This window comes from Bacillus sp. TE8-1, assembly GCF_008368855.1.
Classification (GTDB): domain Bacteria; phylum Bacillota; class Bacilli; order Bacillales; family Bacillaceae_G; genus Bacillus_A; species Bacillus_A cereus.
Genome location: NZ_QPET01000041.1, coordinates 9,827 through 31,423, shown reverse-complemented (window position 1 = coordinate 31,423; position 21,597 = coordinate 9,827). Strand labels below are relative to the sequence as shown.

Below are 21,597 nucleotides of genomic sequence, written 5' to 3'. Positions count from 1 at the left end.
AAATGGGAGACATTATTGATATATATGGTTTATCACCTTTGCAAAAAGGAATACTGTTTCATACTTTATACGATCAAGATGATGAATATTCTTTTTCCTATATTGTACAAGTAGGTTTCTTGCTCGGGGGGCAATTGGATGTTGCTACTTTTGAAAAAGCTTGGGAATATGTTATTCAACGACATGAGGTTCTGCGCTCAGTATTTGTTTGGGAGGAAGTAGAAAAACCTCTACAAGCAGTTTACGAACGTCTTCCTTTTACTATTCATCAAGAGGATTGGAGTACCCATTCGCATGAGGAGAAGGAGAAGAAATTACACCAGTTTTTGACTGCAGATCGTAGCAAAGGGTTTTTATTGGATGAAGCACCATTGATGAGAGTCACTGCGATTAAAGAAGCAGAAGGGGAAACGAGAATTATTTGGACACATCATCATATTTTGCTAGATGGATGGAGTGTGTCATTGGTCTTTAGTGAAGTGATGGAAGTTTATCTCAAGATGATAAAGGGAGAATTGTTGAATCTTCCTAAATCTCTTCCTTATAAAAAATATATCCAATGGATAAATAAACAAGATCAAAGTCAAGCAGAGGAATTTTGGAAAGAAGAATTAAAAGGGTTCTATGCACCTACTCCATTAGCAATGGAAAGAAAGGATCAAGGACAAGAGAAGGGTTATGGGGAGTTTGCTTATCAAGTATCTGAGGAACTTACTGAGAATTTACAAGAGTGGGTACGAAATAGTCGATTAACGTTGAATACGTTAGTACAAGGTGCATGGGCTTATTTGATGAGTAGGTATAGCGGTGACAGTGACGTCGTATTTGGCGTAACTAGCGCTGGACGTCCTACTGATTTAATAGGAGCAGAGAATATGGTGGGGCTATTTATTAACACATTACCTACCAGAATTCGATTAACGGATAATACATCAGTAGTAGATTGGCTTCGTAAAATACAAATGAAAGAAATGGAACGAAGACAGTATGAGTATAATTCGTTGATAGATATTCAAGGCTGGAGTGAGGTTCCGCGAAATAGCTCCTTATTTCATACCTTGTATGTGTTTGAAAATTATCCAATTCAAGGTGAGAGAAATGATGATTTAAGATTACTAGATGTTAAAAGCACGGAACAAACAAATTATCCTTTAACACTCATTGTAATGCCCGGTAAGAAAATTACTTTAAAGTTGATGTATGATCGAAGCTATTTTAATGAAGAAACAATAAATCGGATTCAGAATCACTTATTGCAAATATTAATTCAGATGACGAAGAGCCTAGATTCAAAACTATTTGAAATTACTCATTTAACAGAAGAAGAACAGATACAGTTACTAGAGGAATGGAATCATACTCAAGTTAATTATTCGGCTGAAGGCATGATTCATACGATGTTTGAGGAGCAAGTAAAAAAAACACCGGAAGCAATCGCGGCTAGTTACGAAAATGAACAAATTACCTATAAAGAGTTGGAGAAGCGTGCAAATCAGTTAGCTCATTATTTACAAAAGCATGGTGTAGGCCCAGAGTCTCTAGTTGGGGTATATATGGAACGTTCATTACAAATGATGATAGCGTTATTAGGTATTCTAAAATCAGGAGCAGCGTATGTTCCACTTGACCCTACTTATCCAGAGAGTCGACTTCGATATATATTAGAGGATGCTGGAATCGAAGTACTAGTGACGGAAGAGAATTCTAAAAATTTGTTTGTATCTGAAAATATTGAAACGATTTGTATGAATAAAGATTATACTGCAATTGAAAAAGAAGAAACAACCCCATGTATAAGTGGTGTAACAGGAGAAAATTTAGCGTATGTTATGTATACTTCAGGATCTACAGGGAATCCAAAGGGAGTAATGATTGAGCATCATTCAGTAATTAATTATCTAGAATGGATGCAACATAAATATCCGCTCTCTGAAAAGGATGTGGTCTTGCAGAAAACGCCATTCTCATTTGATGTCTCTGTTTGGGAATTGTTTTGGGGCATTCACGTTGGTGCAAGTGTATCTTTCCTACCTCCAGGTGGAGAAAAAGATCCTTCTATTATAGCTGAAGTGATTAAACAACATCAGGTTACTATAGTTCAATTTGTACCTTCGATGTTATCTGTTTTCTTAGATCACTTCAATCATATTGAAATGAACATGAATTGTTCGTCCGTACGCCATGTATTTTCTGGTGGAGAAGAACTAAGTTCAGGGTTAGTTAGACGATTTCAACAGAAATGGAATTATAGTGGACAAGTGAAATTAACCAACTTTTATGGACCAACTGAAGCCACTATTTATGTGAATGCATTTGATATTCAGCCTAATCAAGAATTTGTTTCTATTGGGCAGCCAATACAGAACACGCAATTATATGTATTAGACCAAAATCAACGCTTGCAATCAATAGGAACTGAGGGTGAGTTATATATTGGTGGTGCTGGTTTAGCGCGTGGATACTTAAATCGTCAGAATCTTACTACTGAAAAATTCATTTCGCACCCATTTCGATTGGGGGAACGACTATATCGAACAGGAGATTCAGTAAGATATCTAACTGATGGAAATATAGAATTTATAGGTAGAATGGATCATCAAGTCAAAATGCGTGGTTTTAGGATTGAATTAGGAGAAATTGAAGCCACTTTAGAAAAATGTTCGTTTATTAAAGAGGCTGTCGTATTAGTTAGAGAAGACCGTCCAGGTGATCAACGATTGGTTGCATATGTAATAAGCGATGGAAATACCGAGGAGTGGAGAGAGTATTTACAAAACCAATTACCGAATCATATGATTCCAGCGCACTTTATAGAGTTAGAACACTTCCCACTTACTCCGAATGGGAAAATTGACCGAAAGGCCTTGCCAGCACCTGATGAGCAAGCTATTGAAGATTTAAATGTGCTACCTCGGACGCCATCGGAAGAGCTTATTGCCTCGGTTTGGAGCCAAGTGTTAGGAACAGAAAATATTGGTATTCAAGATTCCTTCTTTGAACGTGGTGGGCACTCACTACTTGCTACTCAAATTGTCTCTCGATTGCAAGAACTGTTCCAAATTAAAATTCCATTACGTGAACTTTTCAAGCACGATACAGTGGAAGCATTGGCGAAACGGGTGGATCAGTTACGAAAAGAAGATAAAAAACGAGAGGTTGCTCCCCTTGTACCTATGAAACGAGAAGAAATTATCCCACTTTCCTATGCGCAGAAACGTCTATGGTTTATTGATCAATTAATGCCAAATAGTGCTATGTACAATATTCATGCAGCGTGTCGCTTAACAGGTGAATGGTCAATTGAAGCATTGGAGGCCGGATGGAATCAATTGTTGGAGCGTCATGAATCATTAAGGACGATAATTCTAGAACAAGAGGGTGAACCTTTTCAACAAGTTCAATCTCATGTATTCAGACATATTCCTCAAACGAATCTAACAGATCTCTCTTTGGAAGATAGGGAAAGAGAAATGAAACGGCTCATTCAAAACGAAGCTGAGGAACCATTTCATTTTGGACAAGATCCTCTGATTCGAACACGAATATTGAAAGTGGACAGGGAAGAATGGATTCTCATTTGTACGATGCATCATATTATTTCAGATGGATGGTCAATGGGAATCTTACTTGAAGAATGGATGGCTTTTTATGAAGGAGCATTAAGCGGAAAACCGGCGGAATTGAAGGAATTACCTATCCAATATGCAGATTTTGTCATGTGGCAGAAGGAATGGCAAAAAGAAGAAAATTTGAATCAGCACCTTCAATATTGGAAGGAAGAATTATCTGGGGAACTACCGGTTTTACAATTACCGATGGATCGTCCTCGACCTGCAGTTCAAACCCATCGTGGTGCAAGTCAGTCCTTAATAGTGGCGAATTCCCTACAGGAAAAGCTCAAAGATTTAAGTCTGCAAGAAGGATGCACTTTATTTATGACATTGATGGCAGCGTATCAAAGCTTCCTTTCTCGTTATACAGGACAGGATGACATCTTGGTTGGAAGCCCAATCGCTAATCGAAATGTGAAAGAGATTGAGGGATTAATAGGTTTCTTTGCAAATACGTTGGTTTATCGAGCTGATTTCAGTGAAAATCCGTCGTTCCAAGAACTTTTGTCGCAGGTAAGAAAAAAAGCACTAAAAGCATACGAGTATCAGGACATCCCATTTGAGAAAGTGGTAGAATCCGTAAAGCCGGAACGGAATACAAGTCATTCACCAATATTCCAAACTATGTTTACTTTACAGAATGCGAAGCAAGAATTTCCTCAGCTATCTGAAAGACAAATGGAACTCGTGGAAAGCCATGCTTCTGTAGCGAAATTTGATTTGAGTTTATTTGTTACTGAGACGGAAGAAGGATTATCACTAACCTTTGAATACAATACTGATTTGTTTGATGATACAACCATTGAACGTATGGCAAGTCATTTTGAGCATTGGTTAAATCAAATTGTCTCTCATCCAAAAGGTGTATTATCAGAACTGAATATGTTATCGAAAGTAGAATATAAGCAACTACTAGAGGAATGGAATAAATCGCGTGTTATAGATATGGAAGAAAGTACGATTCATACAATGTTTGAAGAACAGGTGAAAAAAACACCAGAAGCAATTGCAGTAGTGTGCGAAGATGAAGAACTAACATATCGAGAGTTGGACGAACGCTCGAATCAGTTGGCACATTATTTACAAAAAAATGGTGTAACATGCGAATCATTAGTTGGGATTTGCGTCACACGTTCATCTGAGATGATTGTCGGTCTCTTAGGAATTATGAAGGCGGGAGGAGCATATGTCCCAATTGATCCAGTGTATCCGGAAAGTCGACTACAGTACATTTTAGAAGATGCTCAAATAAAGGTACTGGTGACACAGGAAAAGTTACAACAAAAAATGGTTATACCTAAACTCGTCAACGTGATTTGTATTGATAGTAATCGAGCAGAAATAGAGCAAGAAGTAACTACGGTATGTACGAGTGAAGTGACGGGCGATAACTTAGCCTATATTATCTATACTTCAGGTTCCACTGGAAATCCAAAGGGAGTAATGATTGAGCACAGGAATACAGTAACAATGATTCATTGGGCGCATCATACGTATTCCCGAAAGGAATTAGCGGGAGTGTTAGCTTCAACTTCGCTATCTTTTGATTTATCCGTTTTTGAAGTATTTGTTCCCTTAACGATGGGTGGTAAGGTGATTGTCACTGAAAATGCTCTACATCTAGAGAAGTTGTCTACCAAAGGTGTAACTTTGGTTAATACTGTACCATCGGCAGCGAAGGAACTGGTTCGAGCAAAAACAATCCCTTCTTCGGTAAAGGTGATGAATTTGGCTGGAGAACCATTGCCATATTCGCTTGTTCAAGATTTATACGAGAGAAGTACGATTGAAAAGGTGTACAACCTATATGGACCGTCCGAAGATACTACGTATTCCACGTATATGGAATTAGAAAAGTGTGACATGCATAGGGTACCACCAATTGGTAAACCAATATTCAATACAGAAGTATATGTACTGAGTGCCGAACAAAAAATGGTTCCAATTGGTGTAGTTGGTGAGCTATACATTGGTGGATCAGGGTTAGCGCGTGGATATTTAAACCGCCCTGACTTAACGCAAGATCGTTTTATACCGCATCCGTTTAAAGAAGGAGAGCGAGTATACCGGACTGGAGATCTAGTAAGGTATTTACCAGATGGAAATTTGGAGTATGTTGGACGAATCGATCATCAAGTGAAAATTCGTGGGTTCCGGATTGAACTAGGAGAAATTGAAGCGACATTACAAAGGCATACACTAGTTAACGAAGTTATTGTGATGGTGCAGGAAGATTATCCTGGCGATCCGCGTTTGATCGCCTATGTTGTAGGAGACGGGGATGCTCAAAAGTGGCGTGATTATCTCAAGGATCAACTACCAAATTATATGATTCCAGCCTATTTTGTTGGATTAAATGCATTTCCACTCACTCCTAATGGGAAAATTGATAGGAAGGCCTTACCAGCACCAGAGAGACAGGAGATAGCAAGTTGTTATATTGCTCCTCGTACGTCTACGGAAAAAACAATCGTTTCGATATGGCATGAAGTTTTAGGTATGGAAAACATCGGAATTCAAGATTCATTTTTTGAAATTGGTGGCCATTCACTACTCGCTACGCAAGCTGTTTCCAATCTTAAAGAGGCTTTTGGAATCGAGATACCATTGCATGATTTATTTATGTTTCATACGGTGCAGCAATTGGCAGAACAGATTGATCAATTGCTCGATAACAAAAATCAAGAAATGCAGAATGATAGTAAGGAGAATGTAAGTCTTCAAGACTATGTTCAAAAAGAAGCAGAAGTGAGTAATGATGAAGAATTATTGGAACTACTTAAGCAATTAGAGGAGCTATCAGAGGAAGAAGCACAAGGGATATTCGAGAGTAATTTGATTGAGGAAGGGGTAAAAAAATGAGAAGTGATTTACTTGCAAAGCTGAGTTCACTTTCTCCTGAGAAGAGAGCATGGCTTCAGAAGCAAATGCAAAAAAAGGAGAATAAAGAAGCACTCCCGTTGTCTTATGCACAACAACGCTTGTGGTTTATGGACAGATTTAATCCAAACAGTTCTTTATATAATATTCCAACGGTATGGCATCTAAAAGGAAATTGGATACCTGAAGCATTAGAAAAGGGATTCAATCGACTCATTGAACGCCATGAATCATTACGAACTGTTTTTAAAGAAGTAGGAGAACAACCTGTGCAACAAATTGTCGAATTCCTTCCTAGAGCATTACCTGTAAGGTATTACTCTCAACTTCCTCTAGAAGTAAAAGAAAAAGAGGTAGATAGTTTAATTGCGAGAGAAGCGCAAGAACCATTTGATTTAATGAATGGTCCTTTAATTCGTAATCAGCTTGTTCAATTAGAGAAGGATGAATGGTTATTACTGTGTACGATGCATCATATTATTTCTGATGCTTGGTCCATTGGTATATTCATGAATGAATTACTTGCTTTCTATGAAGAAGAAACGGGTGGAAATCCTGCTAAATTAAGTTCATTATCCATTCAATATGCAGACTTTGCGAAGTGGCAAAAGGAGTGGTTGCAAGGTGATGTGCTAAATCGTCAGCTTACGTATTGGCAGGAAGAATTGTCTGGGGAGCTTCCTATCTTACAACTGCCAGTGGATCGACCTCGGCCGGTTAAGCAGACTTACTCTGGGGCTACGCATCATGTGATTTTTCCTTATAAATTGCTCAGTCAATTGAAGGATATAAGTCGACAAGAAGGATCTACTTTATTTATGACTTTAATGGCCGCATACCAGAGCTTTCTTGCTCGTTATACGGGACAAAAAGATATTCTAGTTGGTAGCCCGATTGCAAATCGAAACCATAAGGGAGTAGAAGGATTAATTGGTTTCTTTGTTAATACGTTGGTTTACCGATCAGATTTGAGTGGCACCCCTACTTTTCGAGAGATTTTGAACCAAACAAAGAAAAAGGCGTTAAAAGCTTACGAATATCAAGATATACCATTTGAAAAAATAGTAGAAGCTGTGCAACCTGAACGAAGCATGAGTCATTCCCCTATATTTCAGACCATGTTTACGCTACAGAATATAAAACAAGAACGACTAGATTTGCCTGATAGAAGTATTGAAATGGTAGAAAGTAATATGTCTATTGCTAAATTTGATTTGAGCTTAACTGCCTATGAAGTGGAAGAAGGTCTATTCGTCTCATTTGAATACAACACGGATTTATTTGATAGTAGTACCATTGCACGTATGGCAGGACATTTTGAGAACTGGCTAAATGAAATCACGTATCATCCAGATGAATCATATGCAAAGCTGTCAATGTTATCGGATAATGAGCAAAAACAACTCCTAGAAGAATGGAATGATACGGACGTAGTTTATGGTCACGATTGTATGATTCATGAGCTATTTGAGCAGCAAGTTGCACGGACACCTGATGCAGTGGCGGTAGTTTATGAGGGTGGAAAGCTAACGTATCAAGAACTTAATGAAAAATCGAATCAATTGGCACATTTTCTACAAAAACGAGGTATCGGACCTGAATCATTGGTCGGTATATGTATTGAACGTTCTCCTGATATGATTATCGGTCTCTTTGGGATTTTGAAGGCAGGTGGGGCTTATGTCCCACTGGACCCAAGTTATCCCGAAAACCGCCTGAGATATATTTTGGAGAATTCACAAATTCAAGTGCTGTTAACAAAAGAAACACTACAGGACTGGTTACCTAAAGATATTCAAGCAATTTGTTTAGACCGGGATCAAGTGATGATTTCTAAAGAGAGTAATTTAGCTCCGGTAAGTGGAGTAACAGCAAATAACTTAGCCTATATCATATACACTTCGGGTTCGACGGGAAATCCGAAGGGGGTAATGATTGAACATCATTCCGTTATCAACCGTCTACAGTGGATGCAGAAAAAATACCCATTGTCCGAGGAGGATACAATCCTACAAAAGACACCGTTCTCATTTGATGTTTCTGTCTGGGAATTATTTTGGTGGTCATTTGTAGGAGCACGTGTTTGTTTACTTCCACCAGGAGGAGAGAAAGATCCTGCGGTGATTGAGGAGTATATTGAACGATATCGTGTGTCCACCATGCACTTTGTTCCGTCGATGTTATCTACTTTTTTAGATTATATGGAACTATATAATTCGAAAAGGGATGTATCGTCTTTAATTCAAGTTTTTACTAGTGGAGAAGCGTTAAACACTGAGCAGGTTCGCCGGTTTAAGGGGATCTTTTACAATGTTCAGCAAACAAAGTTAATTAACTTGTATGGTCCTACTGAAGCAACTGTGGATGTGACTTATTATGATTGTGATTTAGAAAAAGAAGCAATGCTTATTCCGATTGGTCGTCCGATTGATAATACAGAGTTGTATGTGCTAGATCAATATCAACAAGTGGTCCCGATTGGTGTGGCAGGGGAACTTTACCTTGGAGGAGTAGGATTGGCACGTGGCTACTTCAATCGACCGGATTTAACTACTGAACGTTTTATTTCGCATCCTTTTAAGGACGGGGAACGATTATATCGAACGGGTGACTTGGTGAGATATATGAATGATCGTAACTTAGAATATATTGGAAGAATAGATAACCAAGTTAAAATTAGAGGATTCCGAATTGAATTGGGAGAAATTGAAGCAGCTTTACATGATTACTCATCTGTAAAAGAGGCAGTCGTGTTGGTGAAGGAAGATCGACCAGGAGATAAGCAGTTAGTAGCTTATGTAGTGGGTGAAGGGGATACTGGAGAGTGGCGTGAATATCTCAAGAAGCAACTGCCACATTATATGGTTCCGGCATACTTTTTCAAAATTGAAGGTATGCCACTCACTCCAAATGGTAAGGTGAATCGGAAAGCCTTACTGGAATTAGAAGAACAGTTCATAAGTGAAGATATTACTTCATCACGAACACCAGTGGAGGAGCTTATCGTTTCCGTTTGGAGTCAAGTGTTAGGAATAAAAAATATTAGTGTTCAGGATTCCTTTTTTGAAATCGGTGGTCATTCACTACTAGCTACTCAAGTAGTGTCACGTTTACAGGGAATTTTTCAAATCGAATTACCAGTACGTGAACTATTTGAATATACAACGGTGGAGTCACTGGCAAAGCGATTAGATCAGTTACGTAAAGGAGATAAAAAACGAGAGATTCCGCCGCTAATACCAATGAAACGAGGAGAAGCTATCCCACTATCTTATGCCCAACAACGCTTATGGTTCATTGATCAATTTACACCTAATAGTGCCCTTTACAATATGCCAATGGTATGTCGCCTTACAGGGAATTGGCTACTTGAAGCATTGGAAACGGGATGGAATCAACTAATAGAACGTCATGAATCACTGCGGACGGTCTTTCACGAAGTGAACGGTCAACCCGTACAGCAAATTGAACCGTATGCTTTTCAATCAATTCCGAAAACGGATTTAACTATGCTTTCTTCTGAAGATCAAGAAGAAGAAGTTAAACGTTTAATTCAACAAGAAACAGAAGTGCCATTTGATTTAACAGAGGGTCCATTAATCAGGACAAGTATTTTGCATGTGGGAGAGGAAGAATGGATACTCCTTTGTACTCTACATCATATCATTTCAGATGGATGGTCAATGGGAATCCTACTTGAAGAATGGATGGCATTTTATGAGAAAGCAACGGATGGAAAGGTAGCGGAACTTGAACCATTACCGGTTCAATATGCCGACTTTGCTCAGTGGCAAAAAGGATGGCTAAAGGAGGAGGTGCTTGATCAACAACTCCAATATTGGAGGGAAGAATTGTCTGGGGAGCTTCCTGTACTCCAACTTCCTGTGGATCGCCCGCGTCCCGCAATACAAACTCATCACGGGTCGACATACACTATGGTTCTGTCAAGCACGCTACATGATAAATTGAATGAACTTAGTCGAAAAGAAGGGGCTACACTCTTCATGACGCTTTTAGCTGCATATCAAAGTTTTCTATCTCGTTATACGGGACAAGAAGATATTCTGGTCGGAAGCCCAATTGCGAATCGGAATTATAGAGAAATTGAAGGACTAATTGGTTTCTTCGTTAACACGCTGGTTTATCGAGCTAATTTGAGTGGTAGACCGACATTTCAAGATGTACTATATCAGGTTCGTCAAAAGGCATTGAAGGCGTATGAATATCAAGATATTCCATTTGAAAAAATTGTAGAAGTTGTGCAACCGGAACGAAGTACAAGTCATTCGCCAATCTTCCAAACTATGTTCATCTTGCAAAATATGAAACAAGAGTTTCCGATGTTATCTAGTAGAAGTATTGAAATGATAGAAAGCCATAGTCCAATTGCAAAGTTTGATTTAAGTGTAATGGTAGCAGAGACGGAAGAGGGATTACTTTTTACTTTTGAGTACAATAAGGATTTATTCAATGCTACTACTATTGAACGGATGGCAGGACACTTTGAGAAATGGCTACATGAAGTTTCTCATCGCCCACAAAATCCGTTGCATGACCTGAGCATGCTATCAGAACCCGAGCGTACTTTGTTATTAGAAACATGGAATGACACTGTAATGGAAATGTCTCATCAGGGTCTTATTTGCGACAGATTTGAGGAGCAAGTAGCAAGGCGTCCGGATGCGATTGCGGTAGTTGATCAAACAAAACAGTGGACTTATGGTGAACTGGATGCACAAGCAAATCAGTTGGCAAATGTTTTACAGCGAAAGGGAGTAGCCCCAGAGTCAGTGGTAGGAGTTTATCTTCCGAGGTCAGCTGAGCTGATGGCAAGTTTACTAGGCATTTTAAAAGCTGGTGGAGCTTATGTCGTTTTAGATCCGTTGTATCCAAAATCAAGGTTAGAATACATGATTGAAGATGCAGGAATTCAATTTGTAGTGACGGCGGAAGCACAAGAAGGACATTTCGCACACGTCGAAATGGTGAGGTTAGAAGAATTAACGGTGGAAAGCGTAATCGCACCTACACGTCAAATAAATCCAGAGAACTTAGCCTATATTGTCTATACCTCTGGTTCTACAGGAAAACCGAAGGGTGTCATGGTTGAATATCGCTCATTAATGAATATGGTTTCTTGGCATCAGGAAGTTTATCATATTTCAGCAGAGGATCGTGCGACTCAGATTGCAGGGGTTGCTTTTGATTCGGCTGTCCAGGAGATTTGGCCGTATCTAACTGCTGGTGCAGCACTCTACTTGTCAACAGAGGAACTGAGAATTAATCCAGAAGCACTAAGGGACTGGCTCATTAATTCACGAATAACAGCTAGCTTTGCACCTACGCCTATTCTGGAAAGACTCTTGAAATTATCTTGGCCAGATAAAACGGATCTTCGTTTTATCATTACTGGTGGGGATCAATTAACACAGTATCCATCTAACGATATTCCTTTTGCGGTAATTAATCAGTATGGTCCATCGGAAAATACAGTCGTTACCACAGATAGTTATGTACCTATAGGAGTGACAACAGGTACGCCATCGATTGGTCGACCGATTGCGAATACAGAAGTTTATGTATTAGATTCTCATCTTCAGCTAGTACCAATTGGGGTAATTGGAGATCTCTATATTGGAGGGAAGAGTCTTGCACGTGGATATGCTAATCGTCCGGATCTTACAAAGGAAAAATTTATTCCACATCCTTTCAAGTCAGGAGAACGTCTCTATTACACAGGAGACAAAGCAAGTTATCTTTCTGATGGTAATCTCCAGTTCCATGGTCGTATAGATGACCAAGTGAAAATTCGTGGTTTCCGGATTGAATTGGGAGAAATAGAAGCTGTTTTGCAGTCACATTCCTCTGTAAAAGAAGCAGTTGTATTGGTACGAGAGGATAATCAAGGTGATAAGAGATTAGTAGCTTATGTAGTTGGTGAAGGAAGTGTCCATGAATGGCGAGAACATCTACAAACACATTTACCAAATTACATGGTTCCAACAAATTTTATTGAGATGGAATTTTTACCACTTACACCGAATGGAAAACTTGATTTGAAGGCATTACCTATACTTAGTGAACAATCCGCTGAAAATACTGTATACCCACGAACTCCGCTGGAAGAACTTATCGCTTCAGTGTGGAGTCAAGTGCTAGGAATAGGAGACATTGGTGTTCAGGATTCTTTCTTTGAGTTTGGTGGTCACTCTCTACTTGCTACACAAGTGGTCTCACGCTTACAGGAAGTCTTTCAAATCAAATTGCCAGTACGTGAACTGTTCGAATATTCAACAATCGAGGCATTAGCGAAACGAATGGATCAGTTACGTAAGGGGAATGAAAAACGAGAAATTCCACCATTGGTGCCGATGGAACGCGGAAATAATATTCCACTATCTTATGCCCAACAGCGCTTATGGTTTATTGATCAATTTGCACCTAATAGTGCCCTTTATAATATGCCAATGGTATGCCGCCTTACAGGGAATTGGTTACCTGAAGCATTGGAGTTGGGATGGAATCAGTTGATAGAGCGTCATGAATCTTTGCGGACGGTATTTTATGAAGAGGATGGCCATCCTGTGCAGCAGATTCAACCGTATATTTTCCGTTCTCTGCCACAAATGGACTTAACTAAGCTTTCATTAGAGGAGAGAGAAAGAAAGTTGGAGCAATGGATTCAAACTGAAGTCGAATCTCCATTTGATTTAGAACAAGGGCCATTGTTCCGTGGACAAATTATAAGAATTTCAGAAGAAGAATGGGTTCTTCTGTGTAATATGCATCATATTATCTCAGATGGATGGTCGATGGAAATCTTACTTCAAGAATGGATGGCATTTTATGAGAATGCGATTGGTGAAAAACAAGCAGAACTGGAACCACTACCAGTTCAATATGCCGATTTTGCTCAGTGGCAAAGAGAATGGTTGAAAGATGAAGTACTATATCAACAACTTGCATATTGGAAGGAAGAATTATCTGGTGAGTTACCAGTCTTAATGTTACCAATGGATCGTCCGCGTCCGTCAGTGCAAACCCACCATGGATTAACTCATAATGTTTTGTTATCGCGCCCATTACTGGATAAATTAAACGAACTAAGTCGTCAAGAAGGGGCCACACTTTTCATGACCTTATTGGCATCGTATCAAAGTTTCCTTGCTCGTTATACGGGACAAACGGATATTATTGTTGGCAGCCCAATTGCAAATCGAAATTATCGAGAAATTGAGGGGCTGATTGGTTTCTTTGTCAACACCTTGGTTTATCGAGCTGATTTAAGTAATGCACCGGCATTTCAAGAGTTGTTGTCTCAAGTGCGGATAAAAGCATTGAAGGCGTATGAGTATCAAGATGTTCCGTTTGAGAAAATTGTAGAGGTTATCCAACCTGAACGAAATACAAGCCATTCTCCGATTTTCCAAACCATGTTTACTTTGCAAAATGCGGGACAGAAGCTACCAGAACTACATGGAAGAAATATAGAAGTAATGGAAAGTAATGCTCCAATCGCTAAGTTTGATTTAAGTTTAACAGCTGCAGAAGTGGAAGAGGGTTTATTACTTACTTTTGTTTATAGAACTGATTTATTTGACAGCTTAACTATTGAATCCATGGCTGAACATTTTGGAAACTGGTTGAATGTAATCGTGGAGAATCCTGATAAATCATTGGCTAAGTTGCCTATATTATCAGGATTACAGCAAAAACAGTTGAAAGATTGGAATAATAATGCTGTAGCATATCTACGGGAAAGTACGATTCATCAGCTGTTTGAAGAGCAAGTAAATCGTACACCTGATGCGGTAGCAGTGGTAGATGAAAAACAGCAGTTAACATATCGAGAGCTGAATGAAAAAGCTAATCAATTGGCCCACTATCTTCAGCAATGTGGGATTGGGACTGAATCATTAGTTGGAATTTGCTTTGAGCGTTCAGTTGAGATGATTGTTAGTATTATGGGGATCTGGAAGGCTGGAGCAGCATATGTTCCATTAGACCCATCATATCCAGAAAGTCGCATACGATATATTTTGGAGGACACTGAAATTCAAGTATTAGTTACGAATGAGTCATTAGAAGGTTGGATACCCAAAGAAGTCAAGGCAGTTTGTCTAGATAGGGATCAGGCAATGATTTCAAAAGAAAGCATTCTTTCACCAAAATGTGAAGTAACAGGAGAAAACCTAGCGTATGTTATCTATACTTCGGGATCGACGGGGAACCCAAAGGGTGTCTTGATACAGCATCATTCTGTAATAAACTTGTCGCATGGTTTACAAAAAGAGGTTTTCGAACATGAGATACCATCTAACATGCATGTCGGTTTAAATGCGTCAATTGCCTTTGATGCATCTATTCAGCAATTACAAATGCTGCTTTATGGTTCAAGTTTGTATATTATTCCAAGCGAAGTACGAAATGATCCGGAGCAGTTTGTAGCTTATATTAGGGAGAACAAGTTAGAAATCTTTGATATAACACCTTCATTGCTTCAATTACTTATAGATGTCGGATTGTTAGAAACGTGCGATGGCGTTCATGTTCCAAGTAAGGTACTGGTTGGTGGTGAAGCAATTATGCCGTCATTATGGGAACAGCTAGTAGAGACTGATAAAATCCAGTTTTATAATGTATATGGTCCTACAGAATGTACGGTTGATGCAACATGCTATCATATCAAAAAAGATAGTAGGAGAGTAACAATTGGGCGTCCATTGCCTAACATCCAAACTTATGTATTAGATAGAAATAGGTTGCCAGTTCCAGTTGGTGTGATGGGGGAACTTTATATCGGAGGAGCAGGTCTAGCAAGGGGGTACTTGAATCGTCCAGAGTTAACATCCGAACGATTTATTTCTCATCCATTCAAAGAAGGCGAGAGGTTATATAGAACAGGTGATCTTGTGAGATATCTTCCTGATGGTAATATAGACTACTTAGGAAGAATGGATAATCAAGTGAAGATTAGAGGATTTCGAATTGAACTTGGAGAGATTGAGTCGACTTTACAAGAGCATGACTTGGTAAAAGAGGCAGTTGTAATGGTTAGGGAAAATCAGTCGGGAGATAAGAGGCTGGTAGCTTATGTAGTGGGCGAAGGCAGTTTAGAAGAATGGCGAGAGTATCTTAAAACAAAACTGCCAATCCATATGATACCTTCCTACTTTGTCGAAATGAAAGAATTACCGCTAACCATAAATGGAAAGATTGATCGGAAATCCTTACCTATACCAGATTATCAAGGAACACAAGAAGGATACGTGGCCCCAAGAAATGAACGTGAACATAAGCTTTCTATCATTTGGGAACGTGTGCTAGGTTCAAAACGTATTGGTATGAATGATAACTTCTTTGAAATTGGTGGAGATTCAATTCTTAGCATTCAGATTGTCGCGCGCGCGAAGCAAGCTGGTTTACAATTGACACCAAAACAAATATTTGAACACCAAACGATTGCTGAGTTGGCGCAAGTAGTCAAAGAAGAACAAGGTGTACAAGCTGAACAGGGAATTATAACTGGAGAGACGATACTTACACCTATTCAGCAAAGGTTTTTTGCACAAAATCATCCTAACCCACATCATTGGAATCAATCCATGTTCTTTAGAACGAAAGAGAAATTGGACATAGGATCACTGGAAAAGGCGGCAGGTAACCTTCTACTTCATCATGATGCTCTGCGTTTAAGATATGAACGTTTACCTAATGGGGTTTGGAAACAGTGGAATGAAGGAATAGAAGAACAATTGATGCTTACTGTCATTTCATTAGACGAAGTGACGGAAGCGGATTGGCATCAGGTTATTCAAAAAGAGATTAATGTTGCACAAGAAAGTTTGAATTTACATGATGGTCCGCTAATGAGAATGGTGTATTTTGATGAAGGTGAGCACGCTGGCCGATTATTTTGGACAATTCATCATTTAGCCGTGGATGGTGTTTCTTGGCGAATTTTATTGGAAGATTTGCAAACAGCATATACGCAAGTAGTCCAAGGGCAGAAAATTCAATTACCTATGAAGAGTACATCTTTTAAAGAATGGTCGGAGAAATTACATCATTACGCTGAAACTGGACTATCAAAAGAAGTGCTACATTACTGGGAGGAGCAGGCTGAACAAGACGTAGTTAAATTGCCGGTAGATGGTACTATAAGTAATCCAGTAAGCGCAGTAACTGAGGAAATTACTGTGGTGTTAAATGAGAATGAGACCCGTATGTTATTGCAAGAGACTTTAAGCACTCACCGTGTCCAAATCAATGAAGTATTATTAGCAGCATTAGTACAAGCTACGGCAGCATGTACGGGGCAGCCAATATTGAGCGTAGATTTAGAGGGACATGGTCGAGAAGAGATTATTGAAGATGTTGATTTATCGAGAACTGTGGGATGGTTTACAAGTATTTACCCAGTTCATTTAAATATTACTAGTGCTAATACCCCAATTGCAGCATTAAAAGCAGTTAAAGAACAAGTTCGCAAAATTCCTAATAAGGGTGTTGATTATGGGGTGTTGCGTTACATGAACGCAACAATGTGTGAGCAATTAAGCTCCCAATATACACCGTCTATTAGTTTTAACTATCTTGGACAATTTGACCAAATGTTTTCTAGCGATGCAATGTTTATTCCGGAGAACGAATTTAAGCGTTTAGATCATGCTGCCGGTTCCAAGCGATCGCATGTAATTGATGTAATTGGGGTTGTAACGGATGGAAAACTTCAGTTCACTTGGGTATACAATGTTGGACAATTTGCCAAATCAACGATTCAAAGTATTGCACAGAATATGCTATATCAACTGAGTACATTGATTCAATTTTCAGATAGAGAATCTGCACTGACCATTTCGGATTTTGCAATGACTAATCTTAGCCAAGAAGGTTTGACAAATGTACTAAACAAAATGCATCGCGGAAAGAACAATCAGATTACTGATTTATATCCACTATCACCTTTGCAAGAAGGTATGATTTTCCACACATTGCATGACCAAGGGGATGAACATGTTGCACCGTATATAGTGCAATTGAGTTTTATGATTCGAGGAAAAATGAATATTCCTACATTTGAGCAGGCGTGGAAATCTGTAATTCAGCGGCATGAAATTTTTCGTACAGCATTTGTATGGGACGAAATTGAAGAACCTGTACAAGTGGTGTATGAAAATATCCCATTTAAAGTGAACAAAGAAGACTGGCGTACAATGACAAGTGAAGAGATAGAGGAAAAAAGAAAAGTCTTTTTGGCATTAGATCGAAAACAAGCCTTCCAATTTGATGAAGCACCATTGATGCGGGTAACAGTCATTCAAGAAGGTGAGGAAGAATATCGGATTGTTTGGACCCATCACCATATTTTACTGGATGGATGGAGTTTACCATTAGTATTTAATGAATTACTTACAGTCTATCAGAAGAGAATGAATGGAGAAGCTGTGAAATTACCTAAGTCCTCACCATATAAGAAATATATCCAATGGTTAAGAGAGCAAGATAAGGAGCAGGCGGAACAATTCTGGAGAGAGAAGCTAAAAGGTTTTACTGCGCCAACTTTGCTGGGCTTAGAAAGTAAAGAGGAAGAAAAAGGTTACACAGAGAAGGTTACGTATTTATCAGAAGAGCAGACTCAAGCGTTACAAGGATGGGCGAAACGCAATAAACTTACTTTGAGTACAGTAATTCAAGGTGCATGGGCATATCTCATGAGCCGATATAGTGGAGAAAATGACATTGTTTTTGGTGTAACAAGCTCAGGGCGTTCTACGGAGATTATTGATGTTGAAAACATCGTAGGTCCTTTCATTACAACGTCACCGACGCGAATTCAATTGATGGATGATATAAAATTAATAGATTGGTTGCAGAAGATACAAGAGGAAGAGATAGAAAGAAGACAATATGAGTATGCTTCTTTGACAGAGATTCAGGGGTGGAGTGAAGTTCCTAGAGGAATACCGCTGTTCAATAGTTTATATGTGTTTGAAAATTATCCAGTGAAAGAGGAGTCTTCAGAAAATCTGAAAATTGGTGAATTGGAAGGGGTAGAACAAACCCACTACCCATTAGGGTTAGCTGTAGTTCCAGGAATCCAGTTATCGTTAAAGTTAATGTATGACCGTAGTAAGTTTAATAGAGTAACCATTGAACGAATGCTGGGTCATTTACACCAAGTGTTAATGCAAATGCTCAAAAACATTGATCAAAATCTATCGGAGCTAGTATATATTACGGAAGCTGAACAAAGAAAGCTATTGGAAGAATGGAATAATAATACTATATCCTATCCACGTGAGAATGCAATCCATCAACTATTCGAAGAGCAAGTAAATCGTACGCCTGACGCGTTGGCAGTGGTAGATGAAAAACAGCAACTAACATATCGAGAGCTGAATGAAAGAGCTAATCAATTAGCCCATCATTTACAGAAATGTGGAATTGGGACAAAGTCATTAGTTGGCCTTTGCTTTGAGCGTTCAGTTGAGATGGTTGTTGGTCTCATGGGAATTTGGAAGGCTGGAGCAGCCTATGTTCCATTAGATCCATCGAATCCGGAAAGCCGCCTACAATATATTTTAGAAGACACAGGAATTAAAGTGTTAGTTACAAATGAAGTATTACTAGGCTGGATACCTAAAGACATCAAGACAGTTTGCCTAGATAGGGACCAAGCAATGCTTTCTCAAGAAAGCAAACTTTCACCAATATGTGAGGTAACAGGGGAAAACTTAGCGTATGTTATCTATACTTCTGGTTCGACAGGGAATCCAAAGGGGGCTTTAGTACAGCACAATTGTGTAATAAACCTATCCTATGGTTTACAAAAAGAAGTTTTCTCACATGAGATACCTAATAATATGCGCGTCGGTTTGAATGCGTCAATTGCCTTTGATGTATCTATTCAGCAATTACAAATGTTGCTTTATGGTTCAAGTTTATATATTATCCCAAGTGAAGTTCGCACTAATCCGGAACAATTTGTGTCCTATATTAGGGAGAATAAATTGGAAATGTTTGATATGACACCTTCATTACTTCAATTACTAATAGATGGAGGATTGCTAGAAATAAGTGCTGATGTTCATGTACCAAGTAAGATATTAGTCGGTGGTGAAGCAATTATGCCGTCATTATGGGAACAGCTAGTAGAGACTGAAAAAATTGATTTTTATAACGTATACGGTCCTACAGAATGTACGGTTGATGCAACGTGTTATCATATCCAAACAGATAGTAAGAGAATAACAATTGGGCGCCCATTGCCAAACGTTCAAACTTATGTATTGGATAAAAATTTGTTACCTGTCCCAGTTGGTGTAACAGGTGAGCTATATATTGGTGGTGCAGGTATAGCGAGAGGATACTTGAATCGTCCAGAATTAACAGCAGAGAGATTCATCCGTCATCCATTTAATGAAGAAGAGCGTTTATATCGTACGGGAGATTTGGTTCGTTATTTACCTGATGGTAATTTAGATTACTTGAGAAGAATTGATAATCAAGTGAAAATTAGGGGCTTTCGTATTGAACTTGAAGAGATTGAAGCGAATCTAGAGAGGCATCCATTGGTAAAAGAGGCAGTAGTTTTGGTAACAGAGGATAAATTAGGAGAGCAGAGATTGGTTGCTTATGTAGTTGGAGATGGTAGTATGCATGATTGGCGTGAATATCTCAAGACACAAGTACCGAATTATATGGTTCCCGCACACTTTATTAAGGTAGACGAGATTCCTCTTACAACGAATGGAAAAGTTGATCGAAAGGCATTGAACAATTTAACTATTCTGAGAGAAAATAACGTTTCTACACCAATCATTCCAAGGGATGAAATTGAGTATCAGTTGATTAAAATCTGGCAGGATGTGTTACAGATAGAAGATGTCTATGTAAATGATGATTTCTTTAATAGAGGAGGACACTCTCTCCTTGTAATTAAATTAGTTTCAAAAATTAAGGAGAAGTTTGGAAAAGAGATTAAGGTGTCTACATTGATTAAGAATCCAACAGTGGAAGGAATCGCATGCCTTATTCGTGATAAGCATGATATGACGAAATCAGTAGCAGCGCTAGTTCCACTACAAGAATCAGAGAAAAGATCTTTCTTCTGCGTTCATCCGTTTATGGGGAATGTATTCTGTTACATTCAACTAGCAAGATTGCTTAAGAACCATTGTTCATTTTATGGTTTACAGAATCCTCTTATAGAAAAGAAAGAAATTGACGAGTTAACTTTGCCGGAAGTAATTCAACTTTACATCGAAGAAATAAAACGTGTTCAGCCAGAAGGTCCATATCGTCTTGGAGGATGGTCTTTAGGCGGTGCAATTGCTTATAAAATCGCAACTGTACTAAAGAATCAAGGTGAGGAAGTTGAGTTGTTGATACTAATGGATACTAAAGTACCTTCAGAGCAGGACTATAAAACAACGGAGGATATGCTCTCATATATATATGAGCATTTCATTCCTAGAGATTTTACTGAGCAGGGGGAAGGCCTCTTCCATGAACAAGATATGCTTGTAGAGCGATTAATTATGGAGGGAGTACTCCCGCCTGATGCAGATCTTATGAATTTGAAGCAAGTTATCAATGCTCATAGGAAATGTCTGAACTTAATGGCAGAGCATGATTTAATACCATACTCTGGAGAAGTTCTCTACTTTAGTGCTGAGGAAGGAAAAGAGTTGTTTACAGATTGGGGACCTTTATTAAAAGGTAGAGTAAATAGGTACTTAGTCCCTGGATCACATGAGGAAATAGTAGACTTCCCCGCAGTTGAAAAGATAGCTAAGTATCTATTAAATGAATTTGAAGGGATAAAAGAAACATCCCTTTCATTAACTGAAAAGTAGAGAGTGCAAAAGATGCAACGCAATGAACGAAAAGGGGAGACCAATACCTGCATATCAAGTGTAGGGAATAATGAATATATTAAGAGCATTACTTTTTAAGGGGATAATGTAAAAAGTAATTGGTAGAGACATAGAAATCTTTGTAATAGAAGCGAATGCCTGATGATATTACTGAGGGAAGGTGCATATTTTCATTGATATGTAAATATGCACCTTTTCTATTGTATATGCAATTTAATAAAGTT

2 protein-coding genes are annotated in these 21,597 nt (G+C 38.7%); both read left to right on the top strand.

Features of this window, described 5'->3' with window-relative positions:
- Positions 1 to 2: 2 nt before the first annotated feature.
- On the top strand, positions 3 to 6,473 hold the full coding sequence (locus DN404_RS28895) for a non-ribosomal peptide synthetase (RefSeq protein ID WP_149215781.1): 6,471 nt from the start codon (positions 3 to 5) through the stop codon (positions 6,471 to 6,473).
- On the top strand, positions 6,470 to 21,352 hold the full coding sequence (locus DN404_RS28890) for a non-ribosomal peptide synthetase (RefSeq protein ID WP_149215780.1): 14,883 nt from the start codon (positions 6,470 to 6,472) through the stop codon (positions 21,350 to 21,352). Before DN404_RS28895 ends, DN404_RS28890 begins: the two co-directional genes overlap by 4 nt.
- Positions 21,353 to 21,597: the final 245 nt, after the last annotated feature.